The organism is Nostoc edaphicum CCNP1411 (assembly GCF_014023275.1).
GTDB classification, from domain to species: Bacteria; Cyanobacteriota; Cyanobacteriia; order Cyanobacteriales; family Nostocaceae; genus Nostoc; species Nostoc edaphicum_A.
Map to the genome: position 1 here is coordinate 1,091,357 of NZ_CP054698.1, position 22,693 is coordinate 1,114,049.

Sequence of the window (22,693 nt, forward strand, 5' to 3'; positions counted from 1 at the left end):
TAGAGCTGTTCAATCAGAGTGACATACTTCCAGCGCCGCCCTTCTCTACGAGACGCTCCGCGAACGGGACGGCGTGGGGCTGCTGGCGAGAATAGCTTAACTCAGTAGTCAAAAGATAAAAACGCCAAGTTAAAAGCACTGCACCCATGAGTAGCCCTAGTACTAAACCCAACCATAAACCTATAGCACCCCAGCCGAAAGTGAATGCCATTAGATAACCTCCACCTAGACCTACTCCCCAGTAAGCGAACATAGTAATTAACACTGGCACTTTGGTGTCCTTCAACCCGATTAAAGCACCAGCAGCAATAGTCTGAATAGAATAAAGTATCTGGACTATTGCCCCCGCAGCCAGGAAAGAATTTGCCGTTTTAACTATCTCGATATTATCTAAATTACTGGTGTCCAAATACATTGCCACAATATAGTTGGGAAACAGCCAAAAAATTAGTGCCACAATACTCACAACAGGAGTGATAAGGGCAATGCAGACAAATCCCGCTCTGCTTGCACCCTTGAGATCATTTTGTCCTCTCAGTTGTCCTACTCTCATAGTGACGGCATAGGAAATACCTATAGATACAGTTTCGACAAAACTTTCCGTCTCGACAGTAATTTCATGGGCTGCTAATGTCTCTGTCCCAAACCAACCCATCAGTAAAGCAGTGACAGTGAATACTCCAATTTCTGCCCCATACTGCAACCCCAAAAACCACCCAGTTTGAAAGATATCTATAAACATATCTTTATCGAACTGATGCAAAGCACAATGAAGTTGATATTTTTTAAAATAGTTATCAAAGCAAATCCAACTGGCGGCGGCGATAAAATTTAGCCAAAAAATGAGTGCGCTTGCCCAACCAATACCGGCTAAACCAAGGACTGGAAAACCAAATTTACCGAATATTAGCAAGTAATTAGCAGCCGCATTTGATAATAGTCCTACCACGGTAATTACTGTTAGGAATTGGGGGCGATTGAGGGCAGAGCTAACTTCTTTTAAGATACAAAAACCGAGTGCAGCAGGAAAACCCCAAACAATAGACCGCAAATATGTTTGAGCTAATAACACATTGCTTTCTTCTTGACCAGTCAGCAGCAGAATAGAGTCAAAGTGCCAAATGACAAACATCACAGGTAAGCACATCGTCACAGCTAACCAAATTCCTTGACCGGTAGCACGACTAACTTGGTCTATTTTTCCTGCACCAAAAGCATTGGCGACACTCACACCCGCAGCGGAAAGAACAGAACGACAAACGGAAGCTAGGGTAGAAAAAGTAACAGCACCTAAAGCACCCGCAGCTAAAGCTTGGCTGTTAAGTAAGCCCATCATCACCCCATCCAATAAAGGAATGCCCGCTTCTAATATTTGAGTAATTACCAAAGGAACTGCCAATTGCAGGCAGGCTTGGATTTCTAATATCAGTTCTGACTTAAATTTTTTTGAAGTTAACTCCATTGGGGCGCGAAACTTGCAACACTGAATACATTAAGATATATTAACGCCTACAGGTGCAATCAACTCAAGCTATTAGCGATCGCTTGACCCTTGCAACAGAAAAAATAGCGTAGGCGCAGCCCGCGGTAAGCATCGCCCCACTTAAATTTGTGTAAAATGTTGCCTTTTAGCCGTAACCGATGAGAATTCAGGAGTGCTGGGTAATGGTAGGGAGTTATTAATCTCCCCCCTGCCCCCCTGCCCCCCTGCCCCCCTGCCCCCCTGCCCCCCTGCCCTCAACCAGCAAAATCACTGCTGTGGTAATTTCGGGTGTGTAGTCGAATATTTTGCTACGATGCCAGAAATCTCAGGGTTGTAAAGCCTCAGATAATTCCAGTAGTTGCCAAATACTTGACGCACATAATTTTTGGTTTCATCAAAGGGAATTTCTTCAACAAACTCGTCTGGATCTTGTGTGGTTAGAGTTTGCAGCCATTTGGAGACATTACCGGGGCCAGCATTGTAACTAGCGATCGCGAGCAAGGAATTATTGTTATATTGCTCATGGGTATGATCCAAATACCATGTACCCATCATGATGTTATCGTTGGGATTTTCTAGACTTATTGTTTTGAAATCTACTTTGATTTGTGGGGCGATCCATTTAGCTGTACTCGGCAACACCTGCATTAAGCCAGTAGCATCAGCGACAGATTTTATTTTTGGTTCAAATCGTGACTCTTGACGCATCAAGGCAGTTACTAGCAGAGGATTGAGTTGACGCTCGGTAGACCACTTTTGAATTTCTCGAAAATAGGGAAATGGATAACGGGCTTGCCAGTAGATGATTTGTTTGCTCAGAGTCTCATATTCGGTAAGTTCTGCTGGTATTTCCCGGTCTTCCAATTTAGAGATTTTGTCAATTCCGATGAGATTTTCTCCCCTTGCCAGCCGGATCAACCCTTCAGTAAATTGCTCTGCTACTGTTGGCTGAACTTTGTTTTGAAATTCTGTTTGCCATTGTAACCAGGCATCACGGTCTTGACCCAACAGATACAATTCTTTGAAAGTTTCAGAACCAGCAGGCGGTAATGGACGCTGGGGTGTGATTACTTCTGGGTTCATGACGCGCACGTTGTCAAAGTTGCCGACATTCAACCCCAGCATCGTCGCCGATCGCCATGCATAGTAAGAGTAAGGAAACTGACTAATCACATACTCATAAGCAGTTTTAGACTCCTGCTGTTTGCCTAGTGAAGCTGCCCATTTCCCTACCCAAAAGCCGGCTCTTGGAGCCAAAATACTGTTGGGGTTGTTGGTGACAATTGGTTCTGCCCATTGCCAAGCACCAACGTAATCTTTGGCTTTGGCTTTATCTGTGGCTATTTTCCAGCGGTATTCTGCGGCTTCATCAGAATTGCCGTATTTGGCTATGAGTAATTGCCACGCCGCGCTAGCTGATTTTTGATCTTTGAGGGTTTGGAGAGTTTTAGCTTTTTGTACCAGTGCAGTACCAGCTTGTTTCGGAAATTTACTAATTACCTGGTCAAGATAGGGTAAGCCGTCTTTACCTGTTTTTGTGGTTTCTGCTAACCGCAGTAGTGCAGTTCCAGTTTCTTCGGTATCTGGAAATTGCTGGACTAATTGTTTATAGGTGGCGATCGCTTTTTCTCGATCTTTGCCTCCTACTTGTAACCCCCGTGCGGTACGGTAGAGGTTGCGCGGTGTCTTGGGTGCTTTGGCATAAGCATTGGCCGCCTTGAGAAATTGACTATTTTCCCAATAGCTTGTACCAATGATTTCCCAGTCTTCAGATTTGAGATTCGGCTGTTTTACTAGCTGATCTAAAACGCCCACTATCCCTGGTTGATCGTAGGCATATTTAGCCAAAATCAGCTGTAATTGTGGCTGATTGGGATTTTCTTGTAAGCGTTTGCGGATAATTTCCCAAGTTAGAGGATTGGAAGGAAATTGAGCGATCGCGGTTTCTTGTTGCTTTGGTTGGGCAATCAGATATAGCGCTTTTACTGTGGCTGCTTCTTTGGGATACAGTCTCAGCACACTTTGCCTCAGATCCGAAGCTTTGCCATCCTCACCCAGCATATCCTCTGCCTGGGCTTGTTTCAGCAAAATATAAGGCGCGAGAACAGGATAGTCTTTCTCTAATCCTTGGAGTAAAGCCAGGGCTTTTTGCGCTTGGGTTCTTTCAATGTAATCACTCGCTAACAGATAACGAGCGCGATTCCGGTCTGGCGATCGCGATTCTTGGGCGATCGCTGCTAGTTTTGCCGCCCGTTCTGGCAGCGATTGTGATATCAGTGGAAAGACCGCTGATTGGGCAATGCTAGCCTCTGATGTTGACTCTGCTTGATTCTGACTCAGTTTGAGCCATTGTCCAAGGGATTTACCAATCTCTGGTGCTGATACCATTGCCCCGGCTAAAAAGGCAAACAGTGCCGCACCCGCAATTATCGAAATCTGCTTTTTTTGTAGTTTCTTCAGCATGAATACCCGCTGAAAAGTTCCGGTGAATTTCCTGAAACTCTAACACTCCTAACCATCAGTGTGTCCAATTTTTAATTATTAGATTTTTAATTTTATGTAGAAAAATACTAATTTTCAATCCTACGGTTGGCAGTATTGAGTTGATAGCACATATTAAATACTATTACATCTATCTTGGGTATATCTTGAAGAAGGCAGAAGGGAATTCTACCCTCTGCCTTTATTTATAATAATCATTATGAGGAAGTTGGAGACAGCACGAACTTGGTTTTCAAAGCTTCCCTGCACGCTGCATTGGGAGATGAAGTGGGATTCATCACAAACACGGCTCCTACATCTCTAGCACATTGCGAAAATATAAGAGCGCCATGTCCGAAATTGGGAAATTCTATCAATGTGCCAAATGTGGGTTTCAGCTTTCTCGGCTACCTTCTAAGACATCTTCCCAATGCCCTCTAAATTGGATTGTTTGTCCAGATAGCAACTACTTTTGACAATCTCCTGAACCCCCCGTGTAAACGATCGATTGGTAGCGTCCTTGGTCTGTTTGGATTGTTACACAGTAGTTAGTTTTGCCTTCTAGCCAGTAGCTGTAGCCCGAATCATCACTCTTGACCCATTGATAGCCTCGTTTTTTCACTGTGTTTTCTGCCTGTCCTGCCCTTGCTCCCACTAAATCACGCAATCTAGAGACGGTAGTACCCGCTTCAGGCTGACGCCTAGCAGCAGCGCTACGATTTGTGTTACCTAAGTCTTGTTCATTAGTAGATGTATTCCAATAGACAAAAATCGACTCAGTGGCGAGGCGATAAATCTGTCCCCGGTCGCCAAGTCCAGCTTGTCGATAGGCAGCATCACCATTTTGATCGCGATAATTGCCGGGTTGATTACCCGAAGGGAGCAGGTCATAGCTATTACCATTTTCCAGTTGAATGCTAACCGCACCCTGCCGTTGGGAAAAGGTACAGGAACCAGAAGATGTGGCACGGTCTTCTCCTTTTGGGAATACATCGCAACGGGCATTCACGGTATCGGCTTTGACAGATACGGGAAAACTTACCGAAGCTATCGCCAGTGCTACTGCTAAAAATGAATTTGAAGATTTCATTACCATAAAACTCCTGAGTTATGACAACGAAGATGACATTTTATATCATTCTCTAAATGTGCGTTTTATAGTTGACACTTGCAAACTTTCTTAAACTATCTTTCTTGTGTCACTTTCCAAAAACTTTTACCATTTCTGAATTCTAGAGTTTTTCTATAGGAAGCGATCACCAAATTTTTTCTAATAACCCTAAATTCTCTAAAATTAATTGATGATAGAAAATTAAAGTAGGATGATGACCAACACTAATATTAGTTACTCAATCACTTTCCCTTCCCATAGATAAGCTGTTACGCAGCTAAATTTAATAAACAGCATTACCTTTATTTTTAATTTTGCGTTCCCATTTAATAATAAGACCTCCTTCATTTAACAATTTATTTAACAACTCTTCTAGCTGTGATACTGACTCGAACAATCTATGAGCTATATATTCTTTTGCTGAATGCCAAACCAATTCAATCAAATTATAATCTGGACTATAAGGTGGTAGAAATTCCAGGATAATATTTGGCATTTCTGCCTTGATACGAACTAAAATATCTTTTCTTTTATGGAAGCTGGCATTATCTAAGATAATCACTATTTTCGCAGAACATTTATTGAAAGTCTCAATTCTATTTCCTTGCTCTATCCATTCTTGCAATAGAAAATTATTCAAAGATTGAAGCTGCTCATAAAATACATCGGCATTTCCTTTTTTAATCACAAAATTCATTCTCTTCTTGTCGTGATAACGTAACCCTCCCATAATATTTACTCTTCCTCTTCTTCTTTGACCTGTGATTTGTTTCCTTGTACCTTTCTTACCCCAGTTTTTTTCTTCTTATCACTCTTAAACTAAATCCACTCTCATCCCAAAACCATACCTGTAAACGCTCTGGGGCTTCCTTTGTTATTCTTAAGTATTCTGACAATTTTTCTTTAAATGCCTTACGCATTTCAGGATTCTGTTTGTCCTCTAGGCTGTATTTTGCCCAAAGGTAAACGTACTTTTTTTCGCTCTAATATTCTCCCAACTTGTGAACCACTTAACTTAATTCCTGTTATCTTTTCGAGGTATGTAGCTAGTCTTGCTGCTGTCCAACGACCAAATTCATACCCATACTCTAGTGGCTCTTTTTCAATTATTTCTAATAATAAATCCTCATATTCTTTGGTAACTTTGCGGAAGTTCCCTTCTCTTCTTCCATCTAAAAAACTTTCTAGGTTATCTGGATCGCCGTGAACTGCCCAATATGCTACTGTTGGATATGCAATATCTAAAAACTTACTAATCTCTTGATAAGTTTTTCCATCATTCATTAATAATAAAATCAGAATCTTTTCTCTTACGTAGGGATTTTCATGCTCTTTTAGCGTTTTTAGTAGCCTTTCCTTCTGCTCTTGGGAAAGATGATTTTTTGCTGGCATAGATGGCTGATACTAAATTAATTACTTAATCTAATATTATACAATCTAGCTGCGTAACAGCTTATGTTCCTGTTTAATCGCTTCCTCCATTCAATAATTCGGTTTGTGCTAGTCAGTATGATGACGATCGCAATGGTACTTGGTTGGAGTGCGATCGCTCACAGTCAACTACCTTCCTTACCTACCGCAGCCTCCAACGATCCGCACAAACCACCTAGTGGTGTTACCCGCCTCGGTATGTATGAAATTGCGTCTGTGCATTCACCCTTAGACAGAAACTTATTGTTTGAGATTGTCTCTCCCACTGTTTTTAATCGTAGCCAACCGCCAGATGGATCTCTTCCAGTAGAGGTACGTGCCGAAGAAATAACGCAACGGCTGATGCGAGCGCTCGCTCGAACTAACAAAGCTAAACAAACTCCTGTGGTTTCCATTGCCATTTTGAATAAGGATTTAATCCTCCAACTCAGTGACGATCAAACGACCCGTCCTTTAAGGTTGGTAACAGTAACAGAGCCAGATGCTGACTACCAGGGGAAAAATCGGGAGGAATTGGCACAGGAGTGGCAAAAAATATTACAAGCAGAAGTAGAACGCATTAATAAACTCTTCTCGCATGAGATATTGTGGCAACGAATTGGACAGGCACTGCAAATCAGCATCGGCTTAGTGTTGGGGAGTGTTGTGGTTACTGCGGCGAACTTTAATTCGCAAACAGACGGCATTGCAAGTTCGCCATCAAGAGCAGATAGCTGCGGGAAAACAGAGTGTGGTCAAGCAATCTGAGGGAGAAACATCTACAACTATTCACACAATAGACACCAGCGAAAAGAAAACAGATGCAGACACTACCGCCGATGGGCGATCGCAGTTTCTAGACACGATCCGGCGACAGTTTAGCCTCAAGCACCAACTAGGGATCTATTCTCTGCTCACATGGCTACTGTTTTGGGTATTTATTCTGATGTGGTACATCGGGATTGCGGTCATCATGTATCGCGTCCCCTACCTGATGAGATGGTGGACGGACGCTGTAGCCCGGCCCCTAGCACTACTGATTATTTGGTTTTTCATCACTCTTGTTATTCGGATCGGTAAAATTTTAATTGACCGCCTCACTGATGTCTGGACAACCCATTCCTCTCTCCCTTTGAGTGAAACTCAACGGATTGCCCTACGAGCTGCAACAGTTGCCGGGGCACTCAAAGGATTAATCACTTTTGTTTTCATCACCTTCGGTATCTTGGATTTTCTAAAAATATTTAATGTGCCTACCAGTTCAATTTTGGCAGGGGGCGCTGTGATCGGTATCGCAATTTCTCTTGGTTCCCAAAGTCTGATTAAAGATTTGGTCAATGGCTGCTTGATTTTGATGGAGGATCAATTTGCTGTGGGAGATGTAATTGAGATTGGGGATAAAAGCGGACTAGTGGAAAACCTCAACCTGCGGGTGACTCAACTACGTAATAGCGAAGGTAAATTAATTACCATTCCCAATAGCAATATCATGAATGTCAGCAATCTAACCCGTCTCTGGTCGCGGGTAGACTTTTCTATTGTAGTGGCGTATGAAAACGACCCCAAGCAGGTTTTAGAGATTCTCAAGCAAGTATGCAAACAATTGTATAGCGAAGTAGAATGGCGCGATCGCCTGCCAGAATCGCCCCAAGTATTGGGGATTGATGACCTATCCCATACAGGTATGTTAGTGCGCGTTTGGATTAAAACCGCACCTATGGAACAATGGAATGTTGGACGAGAGTTCCGTCTACGGGTACGGCAAGCTTTTGAAGCAAACAATATTCAGATTCACGCAATTACCGTTTAAATTTAGACTCTTGATTTTTTTGAGTAATTTATAAGAAGAATTCTGTACGAGTGGGTGACGAATAGTGGGCGAAAAAAATTAAAATATTCTCGCCTTAAAACTCTATCCCTTTATGGGTAGAGTAAGTAAGTGGGCGTAAATAATTAAAGGTTTGTAGTAGGGACTTTAGTCCTCTTTTAAGGGCTAAAGCCCTTACTACGAAGTAATTTAATTGAATTTTACATTACTTAATATAGTTTGATTTATTCTTGCCCACTTACTTATTCACCAATTCTGAATTCTGTATTCTGACTCCTGTTTTATTCTTTGGTAGTCCCTTAAGTTTGATGATTTTTTGCCATTAACTCGATCATTTGCAGACAATCACAAGCGATCGCATTTTCTGGGTCAAATTTGAGTGCTTGTTGCCAAGATGCGATCGCTTCTCGAAACTCTCCTTGTAATGCCCATAGTTTCCCTGCTAAGGCATGGAAGTCTGCATTGCTGGAATACAAAGCAATGGCTTGATTGTTGTGCATTGCTGCTTCAGAATAACGCCCTTGTGATAATAAATACAGTGCTTGTCTGTGATTCCAGATAGCTTGGTCGTGCAGACAGAGCAAATCAGATAAGTCTACCTTGCAGCGTTTGCAAGTTATGGATGGGGCATGGGGCATTGGGCATTGGGCATTGCTTATCTCCCTTGTCTCCTTGTCTCCCTCATTTTTCTCTGTTCCCCTGCTACCTTTTGTTGGACGATAAATTGCTCCACAGACAGGACATTTCATAGTTGTTTCATATAGATATTCAATAATTGCCATGCCCCATGCCCCATGCCCAATGCCCAATTCCCAATGCCCCATGCCCCATGCCCCATTCCCCATTTCCCATTCTCAATTCGTGCTGATATAGTAAAGAAAATCTTCCAGTTCTGTTTGTAACTGGGTTAATTCTGGGCTATTGTCAGCGATCGCATTTTCAATCTGGTCTAATAAGTCTTGTAGTTCCTCTGCTTGTTCTTCGTCTACAGTAAGAAGTGCTTGCCCCGCGCCATTTAAAAGTGCTGCCAATTCTGGAGTGATTTCTACAGACTCGATTGAATCTTCTGCGGAGATTTCAATTGTTTCATCACTTTCAAATAATGCTTCTAAATCTGCCCTTGCTTGCTTCAATTCATGGCTGGAAAGTTTCTGTATCCCTGCATTATTTACTACTAGCGTCCCTTGTTGCCCTTTGCCTTTTTCGGTGGTGGTGACGGTGAGAATACCATTCAGGTCAAAGTCAAAGTGAACTTCAACTTGAATCCCTCCTGCTGGCTTGGGTGGTAAGTTCTCCACTCTAAAGGAACCTAGAGGAACATTTTCTTCGGCGATCGCATTTTCACCTTGGAAAACTTCAATTTCTACCGCGTCTTGCTCATCAAACAAGGTGGAATAAACATGAGAGCGGGAAACGGGAACAACGCTATTGCGCGGAATAATCACACTAAAGTAACCTGGCATAATACCCATTGGTGTAGGCACAGCCGCAGCAATGCCGAGGGAATGGGGAATTACATCTACAAGAATGGCGTCCACAGATTCACCTACTAGCACCCCCGCTTGCAAAGCTGCTCCTAAAGCTACACAAAGGTCTGGTTGAATACCATCAGTAGGGGTTTGTCCCAGATGCTCTGCGATCATTTCTTGCACCAAAGGAATGCGTGTAGAACCACCAACTAGAATAATTCGGTCAATTTCATCGGCTTCCAGGTTAGCGTCTGTGAGGGCGCGGTCAATTGCCTCTAGGGTTTCTTCTAATAGTGGGCGAATCGACTTTTCAAAATCTGCTCGCGCTACTTCTGTCTCTAGATGTAGTGCAGTTTTGCCTTTACTACCCAAAAATGCTTCCCGGACTGTAGCAAAGGCATGGGAACTCAGGTCAATTTTTAACTGCTCTGCGGCTCTCAGGAGACGCGCTTGGGTTGCGGCATCATCCGGCACATCTACCCCATGCTGTTTGCGGAATAGATCCGCCAAATGGAGTTGCAAAAGCCTGTCGAAATCATCTCCACCCAAGCGATTATTGCCATGACTAGCTAATACTTCGGTGACTTCGCCCGTAATTTCAACTACCGACACGTCAAAAGTACCACCTCCCAAGTCATAAACTACAATTCGTTCTGTCTCTTCGGAGCGCAAATCATAAGCTAAAGCCGCCGCCGTGGGTTCATTGATAATTTGCAGTACTTCCAAACCAGCAATCTCACCAGCCGTTTTAGTTGCTTGTCGTTGAGCATCTGTAAAATAAGCTGGAACCGTAATTACTGCTTGGGTAATTGTTTCCCCTAAAACATTCTCAGCCCGTTGTTTCAGGGCGCGGAGAATAATAGCGGAAACTTCATGAGGTAAGTATTCTTTATCTCCAAAAGTGGTTTTATGGTCAGTTCCCATCCAGCGCTTAATTGACTTGACAGTGCGTTCAGGTGCTGCTGCATACTGACGGAGGGCTTCGCGTCCCACCAGCAGTTTCCCTGTATCGCTAAATCCCACACAGGAAGGTAAAATCAGGTCGCCATCTTCACCTGCTAATACTCGCACCTGTCCGTTTTCGACGATCGCCACTTCGGAATTAGTTGTACCTAAGTCAATACCAACTGCTTTCATAAAATTCCAAGTTAGGTTAAAAGTTATTTGCCCCTAGTTTTAACTCTGCGGTGCAATTGCGCGGAGTGCAGTGCCCTTTGGGCGATCGCAAAATATTGTATTTTTGAAGCATGACAGCTTCACCATTTAGATACAAGGTTACATGATATTGACCGCTGCGGTATAGTCGTAGCCAAATGTGACTTATTTTGTCATAATAAGCGCCACCTAAAGGATATGATAAATGCTGAAATCGAGACATAATTTGTGCTGATTCAATCAATCCTCTGAGCTTTTACAGGAATCTTAATCAGAAACTTTGTGCCTTGCCCGATTGTGGAGTCACACGAAAGATTACCGCCATGCTTCTCAGTTACAATTTGATAACTCATAAACAAACCCAAACCAGTGCCCTTGCCAACGGGCTTGGTGGTGAAGAAAGGATCAAATAGTTTAGAGCGAATTTCTTTTGAAATGCCTATTCCATTGTCAGAAATCATAATCATCACTTGGTTTATATCGAGTTGACGAGTCTGAATCCAGATGACATTGGGGTTGGCTGAAATGTCTTGAAACAAACGCCCCTGATTAGATTCTTCTAATGCATCAACAGCATTGCTCAAAAGATTCATAAACACTTGATTCAGGGAGCCAGCATCACATTCAATCAGTGGTAACTGACCATACTCTTTAATAACTTGGATTTGTGGGCGATCGGCTGTCGCTTGCAATCGATGTTGCAAAATCACCAAGGTACTATCAATCCCTTGATGAATTTCTACCGCTTTCAATTCGGCTTCATCCAAGCGTGAGAAGTTCCTCAGCGATAACACAATAGTACAGATACGCTCGGTACCAATTTTCATGGACTGAAGAATCTTGGCCAAATCTTCCCGTAAAAAGTCCAGTTCAAGTTTATCCAATTCTGCGTGCAGGGCAATAGGTGGATTGGGATAGTGCTGTTGGTAAACTTGCAATGCTCTCAACAAGCCTTGGATATGCTCAGAAAGATAAGTCAAGTTGCCATCAATGAAACTAACCGGGTTATTGATTTCATGGGCAATTCCAGCCACCATCTGTCCCAATGCAGACATTTTTTCACTCTGAATCATCTGCAATTGAGTCCGTTTGAGTGTTTGTAAGGTTTGCTTGAGAGTCGTATTCTTTTGATTTAATTCTTCTGTTCTCTGCTGAACTCGAACTTCCAGAGTTTCATTGGTTCTGGCTAATTCGGCAAAAGCTAAACGCAGCTTGGTTTCTGCTTGTGTTCGTTCTGCGATCGTTGCTGTCAGCACAAGAATGGTGAGTGTAATCACGCCAATAAACGATTGTAGTTGGAGCAAAGATTGGTTGAGATCCGCAGCGACAAAACCACCTTTGCTATTGACAGTTGCGATCACTGCGATCGCAGCCACAATAAAAGTTAACAGCGTTGCACCCGGTTGCCCCAGTCGAAAGGCAGACCAGATCAACACCGGAATCAACATATACTCCAGCTGATATCCCTCACCAAAAGCAACTTTGGTGATGAGAATGACCAACGCCATTAGGATAACTGGCTCTACAATTAACCATAATCTGAAACGGCGTGAGTTTGCTCTTGAGTGTCGAAGATGAGGGAGATTTTCAGAATCCTCTGAGATTGAACTGAGGGATAACCATTGCCCGCTTGAATGTCGGTTTTTTTGAATGAATTGTCCCCAACTAAGCAGAATCGGGCTGACGATAAAAATTCCCGAAACATTAGAAATCCACCAGGTTAACCAGACTGTCCCATACGCTGTCCAGGGAACTTTATCACTCAATGCCAAGCAAGCCACTCCCACAGTTGCATTGATGATCGGCCCCACCATGCCGGTTAAGATCAAAAATTTGAACACGTCGGTGACACGTTCCAAGGGATAGTTAAAGTTGGTAGTTTTCCGTAGCAGGAAGGCTCCCAACAGAGTCCCCAGGGTTGTTCCGATCGCAATTCCCAGAACTGGCAGCGTTGAAATCACCAAAGATAAGAAACTTGTTGGATCTCGGAACGCCCAAAAGTTGGCGAGAAATGAACCCAACAAAACACCGTATCCGATCCAGTTACCAAACAACAGAACAGCCCCAGCAGCAATCCCATCGGGGGGCCAAACTGGAGTTACATCTTGGGGTGTGGAGGCAAGATGCCGTGAAATTTCAGCCATTCCATAGTAGGCGATCGCCAAAACAACGGTGCCTCCGATTTGCCTTAGCCTATAAGAGAATATAGGGGATTTTTGCTGAATCATCTGTTTAGTGGCTGCTTGATATCAACGTTGTTTTCTAAACATAGAATGCCCTTTCCTCTTAAGACCGAAACATAAAGCAGTGATGAAAGTAGTTTTTGAAGAAGAATTCAGAAGTCAGAAGCAAAGCCGGAGACGCTCCGCCTCCGGTCAGCAATCTTGACGCTCAATGACTCGCTTTCCACAACGCTATCAGTCGGGGATTCAGACCGGCGCAGGAATTGTTGCTTAAGAACATGGTGGAAAATCTGTCCGCAGCTCCCTAGATTAGAGATAATATTTCCAAGCAATAACTCTCAAAAGCCATGACTCAAGCTATACCCAAGCTAGTAACCTTTGAGGAATTCGTCGATTGGCTACCCGAAAATTCAGCGGTTCGCTACGAACTACATAACGGAGACATTGTTGAGATGGCGCAACCAGTAGGGGAACACGAAGAAGTAAAGGGTTTTTTGACAATAAAGCTTAGTGCTTTAATTGACCGATTAAGCCTCTCTTACGTTATTCCTAACCAAGCTATAGTTAGACCTCCTGAAAAAGATTCTGGTTACTTCCCAGATGTTTTGGTGTTAAACCGTGCAAATCTAGCAAACGAAAAATTATGGAAAAAACAATCTATCGTGAGTTTGGGTGCATCGATACCTTTGGCAATTGAGGTTGTATCAACTAACTGGCGGGACGATTACTATTTAAAATACGCTGACTATGAAGAGATGGGTATCTCGGAATACTGGATTGTCGATTATGCTGGCTTGGGTGGACGTAATTTTATTGGCAATCCTAAACAACCGACAATTTCTGTCTGTAACTTAGTTGATGGAGAATATCAGATAAGTAAGTTTCGAGATAGCGATCGCATTATTTCTCAAACTTTTTCCGAATTGAATCTCACCCCAAACCAGATTTTTCAGGCTGGTGTGATGTAGCGTTTTAAGCTGATATTTCCACTCGTAAACCAAAATATGTCAAAACAAGCTCAGTTGAGCCACTATTGACAACTTCATGTACTTCTCCTGGTTCTATGGCTACGCAGTTTCCCGGAAGTAGGGGGTATTCTTTACCATCAATGTGAATTACTCCTGAACCAGCTTCCACAAAGAAGACTTCACACATATCTTGATGCGCGTGTGCTGGTGCGGTTTGTCCGGGAGCAAAACGCGCTTGAGAAAAGTTAGTCAGGTGAGGTAAATCGCCAAAGCGTAGCATTACCTTTTTCTTGATTTCGGGATTGTGAGAAACAGACTCTTCAGGCAAGTTTTTCAGAGAAGTGGTAATCATTCGGGTCTTAAATCGTTAGATAATTCCACAATACCTCTAGACCCATCAATCCGTACCCGCTGACCATCTTGCAAAATCCATGTAGCACCTCGCACATCCATGACAGCGGGAATTCCATACTCACGAGCAACGATCGCACCGTGAGAAAGTCTGCCACCAGCTTCGGCTATTAATCCCCCAGCCCTTAATAACAATGGCGCCCAGCCGGAATCTGTGTAAGGCACTACCAGAATCGTATCTCGGTCAATCTCTGGAATATCTTGTAAATTTCGCAACACTTTCACTCGTCCTTCGGCTTGCCCGTGACTGGCTCCAATGCCTTGTAAAATTTGGTCAGAGTAGAGTGGAGAGGGAGCTAAGGGATGAGGAGGTGTATTACCGTAGACTAAAAAGGGTATTTGAATAATCTCGCTATCTTGCACAAATTGCGATCGCCTAAATTCCACTAACTTATCTAACTGCTCAATTAAGCTGGCATCTTCATCCACAATTAGACGCCGCACTTCATCAAAGTTGACAAAAAAGATATCGCCTGTTTTCCTGAGTAAGCCGGACTTTAACCAAACCTTTTCTAAAGCGACAAAACTCCAACGCAATTCAGCCAAAAGCCGTGAATAAACTTCGGTAACTCGTCCTTTGATATCTACGCGGCGTTGCACAAAAGAACGTTTGCGCTTAACAGCAAAGATACTATTAATCGCATCTTTTGCCCCTGCTTGTGGTTCGTTCCCCTGCATTAACTGCACAAACATCTGCTTGATCATCTGGGGATTCTCCCGCCAAGTGGGAACGGAGATATCAGTTCCCACTTCACTTAAATAGCCGTAATCCTGAAGCAATTCGTTAAATTCTTCTAGGATCTTTTCTCCCTCTGGGGTTTGCTTTAATTGCTCAAATACCTGCTGTGGCTCAAAATTCTGCAATACCTGCTTGGCATCTGTAGCTATTGCACTGAGCGATCGCAATGCCGCTACTTCTGGGGTAACACTGTTATCAATCTGGCTATCCTTTACCCGAAAAATCGCCTGTCTCAGGGCTGCACTTAAGGGAGCTAAAATGCTGTAATACGTACCATGACGTAGCAACTCCAGAATAAAATCAATTCTTGCCAACAGCTTGCCTGGTTCCAAGTTATCTATATCTTCCTGTGCCAACTGTGACAAACCAGGAATGAAGCGTTGATGATAATCCTGCTTGAAATCCTTTTCTAAACTTAATTCCCGCTTCAGCAACTTCCCTAGTCCTGGCAAATTTTCCCAGGTTGATTGCAAGGACGGTTTACTTAATTTAGCTCCTCTGGTTAAAAATTCCAAACTTTCCGGCGGCAGTCCCATCCGGATAAAAATATCTCCTAAGAGGGATGCATTAAAGTAGGCTCTAGAATAATGCAGAGTTGCTGTCTCGGCAAAATCTAACCCCAAGGCGCGATCGCCTAAAACTAAAGTAAACAGTTCTCCCCAAACTCCACAAGTTAAGGGACGATTAATTGACCATGTTAAGGGGTGAATTACTCCGGGAATCACTTCAGCAGCGATTTTGCGTGTCCACATGGGCAACAGAGTGGTGATCGGTCGAGATTGCAATACCCAGAGTGTTTGACCGTCATAACTCCACTCAATATCTTGAGGAGTGCCATGATAACGTTTTTCGAGTCGGTAGGCTAAGTATGCAACTTGCTTGATTAATGATTGTGGGACTCGTCCTTCACCCTCTAATTGTACAGAGTAAGAATTTTCAGTTTCAACGACAAAAGCGCGATATTGTTCTGGTGTGACTTTTCCCGAAACGACTTGCGTCGGGCTGCCTGGAAGGGCTTCGATGATAATAGCATCACCTTGCTGGGTAATGGGATCGCGGCTGAAAGCGACGCCAGAATATACACTCTGGACTTGTTGCTGAATCAACACAGCCATTGCTGTATCATTTAAGCCGCGATCGCGCCGATATTGGACAGCAGATGGATGATTATAAGAAGTTTTAACTTGAGCGATCGCTGCTTGTAATGCCTCTGGGCTGGTAACATTTAAAACTGTTTCATATTGTCCAGCGGCGGAAGCGTTTTCTGAGTCTTCTCCAATAGCCGAGGAACGTACCACTAGGGGGGATAATTCTGATGGCTGGAGAAATTCTGTCAACCCTTGGGGATCGTCAATTGGGGCGAGTACCCACCCCTTCGGAACTGAATAGCCCCAGCGCTTAATTTGAGATAACGTAGCTGCCTTTTCTCCGACGATGGCAGCATCCAACTCTTCATCTAAAGAAACCATTGTGCGATCGCCGCGTAAAAATTCCAACATCGCTTGCGATTCTGTTTGTGCCTCTTGGGCTGGCAGATTCATATCATCAGGAATTTTGGTGTAAATCCAGGCCATTAAAGCAGCTAAAGCGACAGCAGCCAACATTCTGGGGATATCGCTCAGGTGCAGAAGGGTTACAAACAGAGGAAAGAGCAATAAAACTCCAAATTTAACTACCTTTCTTGATTGCAGAATTGTAAAACTAATACCTGCAAAGAAAGATACAAATATTGCCACCAGTGGATCATGTACGACAAATCCCCAGACAACATTTGTCGTACCTGCCCCTCTGCCTATCCAGTATCTACCAATTACCAGAGCGATCAGGGCAATTAATTCCCAAGACGAGCCATCTGGGAAGAAAGCGCGGCTGAGTAAGACTGCCGCAACTCCTTTCAAAGCCTCTGACAAGACTGCTAGAATTCCGACAACTTTTCCGCCATGATAAAAGGCAGCCGATACACTAATATTTTTTGTGCCGAGCTGTGATAATTGCTTCCGCTTCAGGGCGTAAGTAATCCATGCAATCAGGGGTAATCCGCCCAAGAGGGGGCAGATAATTAAAATAACTAAAACACCCCAAGGTTCAAACATTCTGGATTTTGGATTTTAGATTTAAATTTTCCATCTAAAACCTCAAATCTCAAATCTAAAGTTTTTCTGAAATTTTTGATGGTGATTAGGGCGCTTTTATCGAAAAGAATTCAGGAGTCAGAATTCAGGAGTCAGAATTCAGGAGTCAGAATTCAGGAGAATATTTGATGAATGAATATACTAATCATACTAGACTCCTTATGCAGACAGGATATTTTAAGTTGCTCAACTACACAAACTAGCTTTTAAAACCAGCCGTCAAGCCTGTTTTACTTCTGAATTCTGGATTCTGGATTCTGTATTCTTCTTTAAGGACACTTGGCTACGACGGAAACCGTTTAAGACAAGTGTCCTTCTAGGCTACTAATGGTTTTAGTTTAGCGCATAGGCAGCTTGCAGCGCCCAGATTATGAGAGCAGCGATCGATCCCAAAAGCAACACGGTAGAGATGGTGACTACTTTTGGGGAATCTGCACCCTCAAATTTCATAATTCCTCGATTTAAGTCGGACATAGCTTTGTAATCCTCTGTTGTTGGAGCATGAAACATTTGTCCGTTTTGATTGTAGTCCTTCTATTTGCAGATGATGTTAAATTCCCAATACTATTTTGTTTAACTTTCACAATTTTTAAAACCCCAAAATTACTTACTTCTCTAGAGGTATTAATTTTATTTATACAAAATGGAATGGGGAATGGGGAATGGGGAATGGGGAATGGGGAATGGGGAATGGGGAAGGGGGAATGGTGAATGGGTAGTTCACAAACTCAACTTTACGCGATGTGCAACTTAATATTCTGACCTCACTTCCATTCCTCTCTCCTAGCTTGAAAAGTCAGATAAGCAAACAGGGCAATACGGTTCGGTTAAGGTTTTTTGATTAAAATTCTAGATCGCCAAGACGCAATAAATCGCCATATTATTGTAGAGACGGCGATTCATCGCGTCTCTTGCCTTAACCAACAGCATTGAGAGGTAAAAAGCAGGAGGCAGGAATTTTGAAACCCACGGAGGTGGGGCAAAGCCTGATATAGCTGTGGTTTATTTAACTTCAGTTGACTTGCAGCTACCATCGACACAGTATGACGATTCATAAGTACTAGAACGCTTACCAAAGAGTGCGTAGCGGTTATCACGGATTTGTTCGTAAAAGCGATCGCCTGCCCATTTCATCCCCGGTAAGGCTCGATAAGCGTCTACAAATATACTTCCTGCTGGCAATAACCGCCCAATCTCTTCTGCTGCGTTACTACCTTGCCAACGTCTCTGAGGTTCATTGCCATCAATTAAAATCACCCCCTGTTCGCAATCTTGGGCTGTAATTCCCCACTGTAAAAGTGTCTGCTCATCTTGCATAGAAGCGTAGCGAAATAACTTTCCCTTGTCTAAGGTTTCTAGAAATTGTACTAGGGTAACGCAGAGATTACAATTTCCGTCGTAGATTACGTAGTAGTTCATGGAAATAACTGCTCTTTGGCAATTGACTTGTCGGATGTGTCTAAACACAACTTTGGTATTCTAGCTTAGAAAACCATAGCGATCGCTCTTGCCTCACCAAACTAGTGCGAAGTAAAAAAAGCTGCATTCAAGTTGTAGGTCGATGCATTCAAGTCAAACATCGCTCCGGTTTCCAGTTATCATGCCTTTGGGATAGTATTTGCATCGTTTTTTTCGTTAATGAGAAAATATTCATGAAATACAAACTCTTGGGCAAAAGTGGGTTAAGAGTCTCTGAACTCTCCTTGGGAACCATGACTTTTGGTGAAGATTGGGGTTGGGGTGCATCTGTTGACGAAAGTCGTAAAATCTTTGACACTTATGTAGAAGCTGGGGGAAATTTCATTGACACCGCCAACGGTTATACGGATGGTAGCAGTGAAAAAATTGTTGGTGAATTAATCGCTAAAGAACGAGAACGCTTTGTAGTTGCGACAAAATATTCCTTTCCCTTGCAGATGAATGAGAAAAAGGGCGACCCTAACGCCAGTGGAAACCATCGCAAGAATTTAATTCAATCTTTGGAAGGTAGCCTGAAACGGCTGAATACCGATTACATTGATTTATTTTGGTTACACGCTTGGGATTTCACAACACCGATTGAAGAAGTCTTGCGATCGCTTGATGATGTCGTCCGTCAAGGTAAAGTGCTTTACATTGGTATTTCTGACGCCCCTGCTTGGATCGTTTCCCAAGCAAATACCATTGCCCATTACCAAGGATGGACGCAGTTTGTTGCCTTGCAAATTGAGTATAGTTTAATTCAGCGAACACCCGAACGAGACTTGCTACCAATGGCTAAAGCCTTCGATTTAGCTGTAACGCCGTGGTCGCCTTTAGGTGGTGGTGTGCTGACAGGTAAGTATAATCAGCCTCCGCAAGCAGGCGATGAACAAGGACGACTCGAAACTTTTGGGGGAGGAATTTCTGAGAAGAATTTAGCGATCGCGCAGGTTGTTAGCCAAGTGGCGGCAGAAATTGGACACACGCCTTCACAGGTAGCATTAGCTTGGTTACGCGCTCAAACTGGTGTGATTATTCCGATCATTGGGGCACGTAAATTAACTCAGTTTCAAGATAACTTAGCTTCCCTTGATGTCAGCCTCTCGCCAGAACATCTGCAACGCTTAGATGAAGTAAGTAAAATTGAATTGGGTTTCCCCCATGACTTTTTGCAGAGTGACATGATTCGCGATCGCCTTTTCGGTGGTACATTCAATACCATAGAAAACCATCGCATCTAACCTAGTATTCATAGACAGTAACACATTCAGACATTAATATAATCTGTCGTCAGAGAGTTTCGCGCAGCCAACCAAAATCTGTAAAGTTAGATTTAAAAGGCATTAACTACAACTATGAGCGACAACACCATTTCATCACGTTTGTATCCTACTCGTATTGACATTCCCGCCGAAGCGCGAGTGCAAATCGTAGTACTTCTGAATCAAACCTTGGCAGCTACTTTGGATCTGAAAACCCAAGCAAAGCAAGCGCACTGGAATGTTAAAGGAACTGACTTCTACCAGCTACACGAATTATTTGATGAACTTGCTGGTGAATTGGAAGAGTACGTCGATATGGTAGCTGAACGCGTCACAGCTTTAGGCGGATACGCTTTTGGAACAGCCCGCGCCGCAGCTGCTAATTCGATTTTGCCAGAATATCCCTTAGATATTTTGGATGGTAAAGACCATGTAACAGCTTTATCAGACCGCTTTGCACTCTATGCGAAACATATTCGGCAAGCGATCGCTAAAACTGATGAATTAGGCGATGCTGATACCGCTGACCTTTACACCGAAATTTCTCGCACCATTGACAAACGACTCTGGTTCTTAGAAGCTCATCTGCAAGTAGCAGAAATTAAGGCAGAGAATGGCAAAGCGGGTACTACTAAAACTCAAAAGATCCCTGCTGGTGTCAAATAAGCACTTCTGAAAGACACCGTATTCAGTAATAGCGATCTGTCTTAAAAGTCAAGCGATCGCTAACAAAAAACATCCGCGGTAGGGGCAATTCATGAATTGCCCCTACCGCGTCGATATATTTACCATAAAACAGGAGTCAGAATTCTGACCTTATTTTAAAGGCGATCGCTGATCGTTATTTTGACTTTTAATTACTCTACCAGGACTGATAAAAGAAATTCCTTGTTGAAAGTCAGTACCAATCATCACCGCCTCCACTATCGGGTCGGATATTTCTGTTTGGGCTACCCACTCTACAATAAAGTTTGCGCCTAAACCTCCACTAGTATCATTTCTATTTACAAAAAAAGCTGTAGAAGCCAGCGCATCAAGTTGAATCGGGTGCTCCAAATACTGCTTAACTAATTTTCCATCTGAGTTATAGTAGCGCACAGAAGTAATGACGATCGGATTAGTCAAATCTGTATTCCGAATACTGAGCGTAACTGCTAGCTCGAAAATTTCCTGCCGATTGTGATGATAGATATGAGAATAGACAGGAACATAAACAGTTTGGCTGCTTGCTATCTTAAAATTCTGATCGAGCGTCACGACCTTTTGGGATGGGGTTATCTGAGCAATATCAGGTTGTGACTTTGCTGGAATCTCTGGTGATTTACAAGATACAAGAAAAATAACAGCGATCGCTAAATAAATATGTGGGTAAGGCTTCATCACAATTATTTACACCAATTATATAAATGGTAGGAATTCAGTACCCAGGAGTCAGAAGTCAGAATTTATAAGGAATTTAGAATAATTAGTATATTTATAAGAAGAATTCAGAAGTCAGAATCCAGGAGTCAGAATCCAGGAGTCAGAATTCAGTATGAATTCTGTACGAGTGCGTGACGAATAGTTGGTTAAAACCGTACTTCTCTACGAGACGCTACCGCGAACGTCCCGCTACGCTAACGCCCGAAGTCAAGTGAAAAAAACTAAAATCTTCTCACCTTAAAACTCTATCCCTTTATGGGTAGAGTATTCTGAATTCTGAATTCTGACTCCTGTTTTATTCATCAAATGTTCTTCTGATTCTTTAACTATTCTGACTCCTGAATTCTGACTCCTGAATTCTGACTATAAATGTAGCTAACCCCACCTCATAAAGAGTTTAAATAGAGACTGCGCCTAACATCTTTGTTCAATAAAATCAATGACTTGATGTAAAGATCCTGGTTTAGTCACAATCAGCACTGTTGAATGAGGTTCCAGTATTGTACTGCCGTTAGGAATCATTAAATCTTCATGGGGATGGGGTTGATAACCAATAATTAGCGAGCCAGTAGGAAATTGGGAATCCTGAGCAATTTCGGCAACACTACGACCAGCAACATAGCAATTGTTAGGGATGGAAAGTTTCAGAACCTCAATCTGTCCCTGCTCAAAATGCATCATTGATTCCACTTGCGGATACTCAATGGCATTCACCATTGTTGAAACTGAGAGTTCAACAGTACTGATGATATGGTTAGCTCCAGCGATACGTAACGGTTCGGCAAAATCGGGGTGGCGCATCCGACTCAAAATATGGGGCGCACCGTAGTGTTTAGCAAGAGTTACCATTGCCAAGTTTAAGGCATCACTTCTCAGAACCGCAGCCAAGGAGCCGGCTTTACGAATCCCAGCTTCTAACAAGACTTCTGTACTCACAGCACTACCTTCAAAAGCCATTGCTCCTACTTGTTCACGGGCGTAGCGGCAAGCGATAGGATCAATGTCAATTACTGCAACAGTGTGTCCTAGTTCTACCAGCTTTTGCGCTAAACTTAAGCCCACTAAGCCCGCTCCACCTATGAGTACGTACATGGCTGTTCTTGATGCTCTTTGAATTTTTACTTCACTTTACAGGTTAACAAAATTGTCATTTGTTATTAGTTATTAATGCTGGTTCC

At 43.0% G+C, this 22,693-nt stretch carries 18 protein-coding genes and 1 pseudogene; 5 read left to right on the plus strand and 14 right to left on the minus strand.

Features of this window, described 5'->3' with window-relative positions; translation table 11 throughout:
* Window positions 1-13: 13 nt before the first annotated feature.
* The 4 genes and pseudogenes from HUN01_RS07325 to HUN01_RS07340 form a co-directional block, all read right to left on the minus strand.
* A complete protein-coding gene (locus HUN01_RS07325; protein ID WP_181930714.1) occupies window positions 14-1,462 on the minus strand; it encodes an MATE family efflux transporter in 1,449 nt (482 codons plus the stop codon).
* Window positions 1,463-1,750: 288 nt separating this feature from the next.
* Window positions 1,751-3,946, minus strand: a complete 2,196-nt coding sequence (locus tag HUN01_RS07330; protein WP_181930715.1) for a lytic transglycosylase domain-containing protein — start codon at window positions 3,944-3,946, stop codon at window positions 1,751-1,753.
* Between the two features lie 484 nt (window positions 3,947-4,430).
* Complete coding sequence (locus HUN01_RS07335; RefSeq protein WP_181930716.1) at window positions 4,431-5,054, minus strand: hypothetical protein; 624 nt, start codon at window positions 5,052-5,054, stop codon at window positions 4,431-4,433.
* A 304-nt stretch (window positions 5,055-5,358) separates the two neighbouring features.
* Window positions 5,359-6,467: pseudogene (locus HUN01_RS07340) on the minus strand (IS630 family transposase).
* Window positions 6,468-6,530: 63 nt separating this feature from the next.
* Between HUN01_RS07340 and HUN01_RS34840 the strand changes: the two are divergent.
* Both HUN01_RS34840 and HUN01_RS07345 read left to right on the plus strand, forming a co-directional pair.
* Window positions 6,531-7,253, plus strand: a complete 723-nt coding sequence (locus HUN01_RS34840) for a hypothetical protein (protein ID WP_203219526.1) — start codon at window positions 6,531-6,533, stop codon at window positions 7,251-7,253.
* Window positions 7,147-8,295 (plus strand): mechanosensitive ion channel family protein, encoded by a 1,149-nt coding sequence (locus tag HUN01_RS07345; RefSeq protein ID WP_203219527.1) that lies wholly within the window; start codon window positions 7,147-7,149, stop codon window positions 8,293-8,295. The genes HUN01_RS34840 and HUN01_RS07345 overlap by 107 nt, the downstream gene beginning before the upstream one ends.
* A gap of 317 nt (window positions 8,296-8,612) precedes the next feature.
* Here HUN01_RS07345 and HUN01_RS07350 read toward each other — a convergent pair whose 3' ends face one another.
* Genes HUN01_RS07350 through HUN01_RS07365 form a run of 4 tightly spaced genes read right to left on the minus strand, consistent with a single transcriptional unit; the run spans window position 8,613 to window position 13,165 of the window.
* A complete protein-coding gene (locus HUN01_RS07350) occupies window positions 8,613-9,158 on the minus strand; it encodes a tetratricopeptide repeat protein (protein WP_238846061.1) in 546 nt (181 codons plus the stop codon).
* Window positions 9,159-9,167: 9 nt separating this feature from the next.
* Window positions 9,168-10,919 (minus strand): Hsp70 family protein, encoded by a 1,752-nt coding sequence (locus HUN01_RS07355; RefSeq protein WP_181930717.1) that lies wholly within the window; start codon window positions 10,917-10,919, stop codon window positions 9,168-9,170.
* Window positions 10,920-10,935: 16 nt separating this feature from the next.
* Window positions 10,936-11,160, minus strand: coding sequence for a hypothetical protein (locus HUN01_RS07360; protein ID WP_181930718.1), 225 nt, complete (start codon window positions 11,158-11,160; stop codon window positions 10,936-10,938).
* 13 nt (window positions 11,161-11,173) lie between these two features.
* Window positions 11,174-13,165 carry an MASE1 domain-containing protein gene (locus HUN01_RS07365; RefSeq protein ID WP_181930719.1) on the minus strand — a complete coding sequence of 664 codons (1,992 nt, stop codon included), beginning with the start codon at window positions 13,163-13,165 and terminating at the stop codon, window positions 11,174-11,176.
* A gap of 302 nt (window positions 13,166-13,467) precedes the next feature.
* Between HUN01_RS07365 and HUN01_RS07370 the strand changes: the two genes are divergently transcribed.
* Window positions 13,468-14,088 carry a Uma2 family endonuclease gene (locus tag HUN01_RS07370; RefSeq protein WP_181930720.1) on the plus strand — a complete coding sequence of 207 codons (621 nt, stop codon included), beginning with the start codon at window positions 13,468-13,470 and terminating at the stop codon, window positions 14,086-14,088.
* A gap of 4 nt (window positions 14,089-14,092) precedes the next feature.
* Here HUN01_RS07370 and HUN01_RS07375 read toward each other — a convergent pair whose 3' ends face one another.
* The 4 genes from HUN01_RS07375 to HUN01_RS07390 form a co-directional block, all read right to left on the minus strand.
* Window positions 14,093-14,440 (minus strand): cupin domain-containing protein, encoded by a 348-nt coding sequence (locus tag HUN01_RS07375; protein ID WP_069072789.1) that lies wholly within the window; start codon window positions 14,438-14,440, stop codon window positions 14,093-14,095.
* Entirely contained in the window at window positions 14,437-17,331 is a 2,895-nt protein-coding gene (locus HUN01_RS07380; protein WP_181930721.1) for a glycerol-3-phosphate acyltransferase, read from the minus strand. The genes HUN01_RS07375 and HUN01_RS07380 overlap by 4 nt, the downstream gene beginning before the upstream one ends.
* Before the next feature lie 372 nt (window positions 17,332-17,703).
* The gene (locus tag HUN01_RS07385) at window positions 17,704-17,880 is read right to left on the minus strand and encodes a hypothetical protein (protein ID WP_176727114.1); all 177 of its coding nucleotides are present in this window, start codon (window positions 17,878-17,880) and stop codon (window positions 17,704-17,706) included.
* Between the two features lie 492 nt (window positions 17,881-18,372).
* Window positions 18,373-18,789, minus strand: a complete 417-nt coding sequence (locus HUN01_RS07390; RefSeq protein WP_181930722.1) for a thiol-disulfide oxidoreductase DCC family protein — start codon at window positions 18,787-18,789, stop codon at window positions 18,373-18,375.
* A 233-nt stretch (window positions 18,790-19,022) separates the two neighbouring features.
* On the opposite strand from HUN01_RS07390, the gene HUN01_RS07395 reads away from it, so the two are divergent.
* A complete protein-coding gene (locus HUN01_RS07395) occupies window positions 19,023-20,072 on the plus strand; it encodes an aldo/keto reductase (RefSeq protein WP_181930723.1) in 1,050 nt (349 codons plus the stop codon).
* A gap of 114 nt (window positions 20,073-20,186) precedes the next feature.
* Complete coding sequence (gene dps, locus HUN01_RS07400; RefSeq protein ID WP_181930724.1) at window positions 20,187-20,759, plus strand: DNA starvation/stationary phase protection protein Dps; 573 nt, start codon at window positions 20,187-20,189, stop codon at window positions 20,757-20,759.
* 150 nt (window positions 20,760-20,909) lie between these two features.
* Here the strand turns inward: dps and HUN01_RS07405 are convergent, their stop codons facing one another.
* Both HUN01_RS07405 and HUN01_RS07410 read right to left on the minus strand, forming a co-directional pair.
* Window positions 20,910-21,473 carry a DUF3124 domain-containing protein gene (locus HUN01_RS07405; RefSeq protein ID WP_181932600.1) on the minus strand — a complete coding sequence of 188 codons (564 nt, stop codon included), beginning with the start codon at window positions 21,471-21,473 and terminating at the stop codon, window positions 20,910-20,912.
* Window positions 21,474-21,929: 456 nt separating this feature from the next.
* A complete protein-coding gene (locus HUN01_RS07410) occupies window positions 21,930-22,607 on the minus strand; it encodes a potassium channel family protein (protein ID WP_181930725.1) in 678 nt (225 codons plus the stop codon).
* Window positions 22,608-22,693 lie beyond the last annotated feature (86 nt).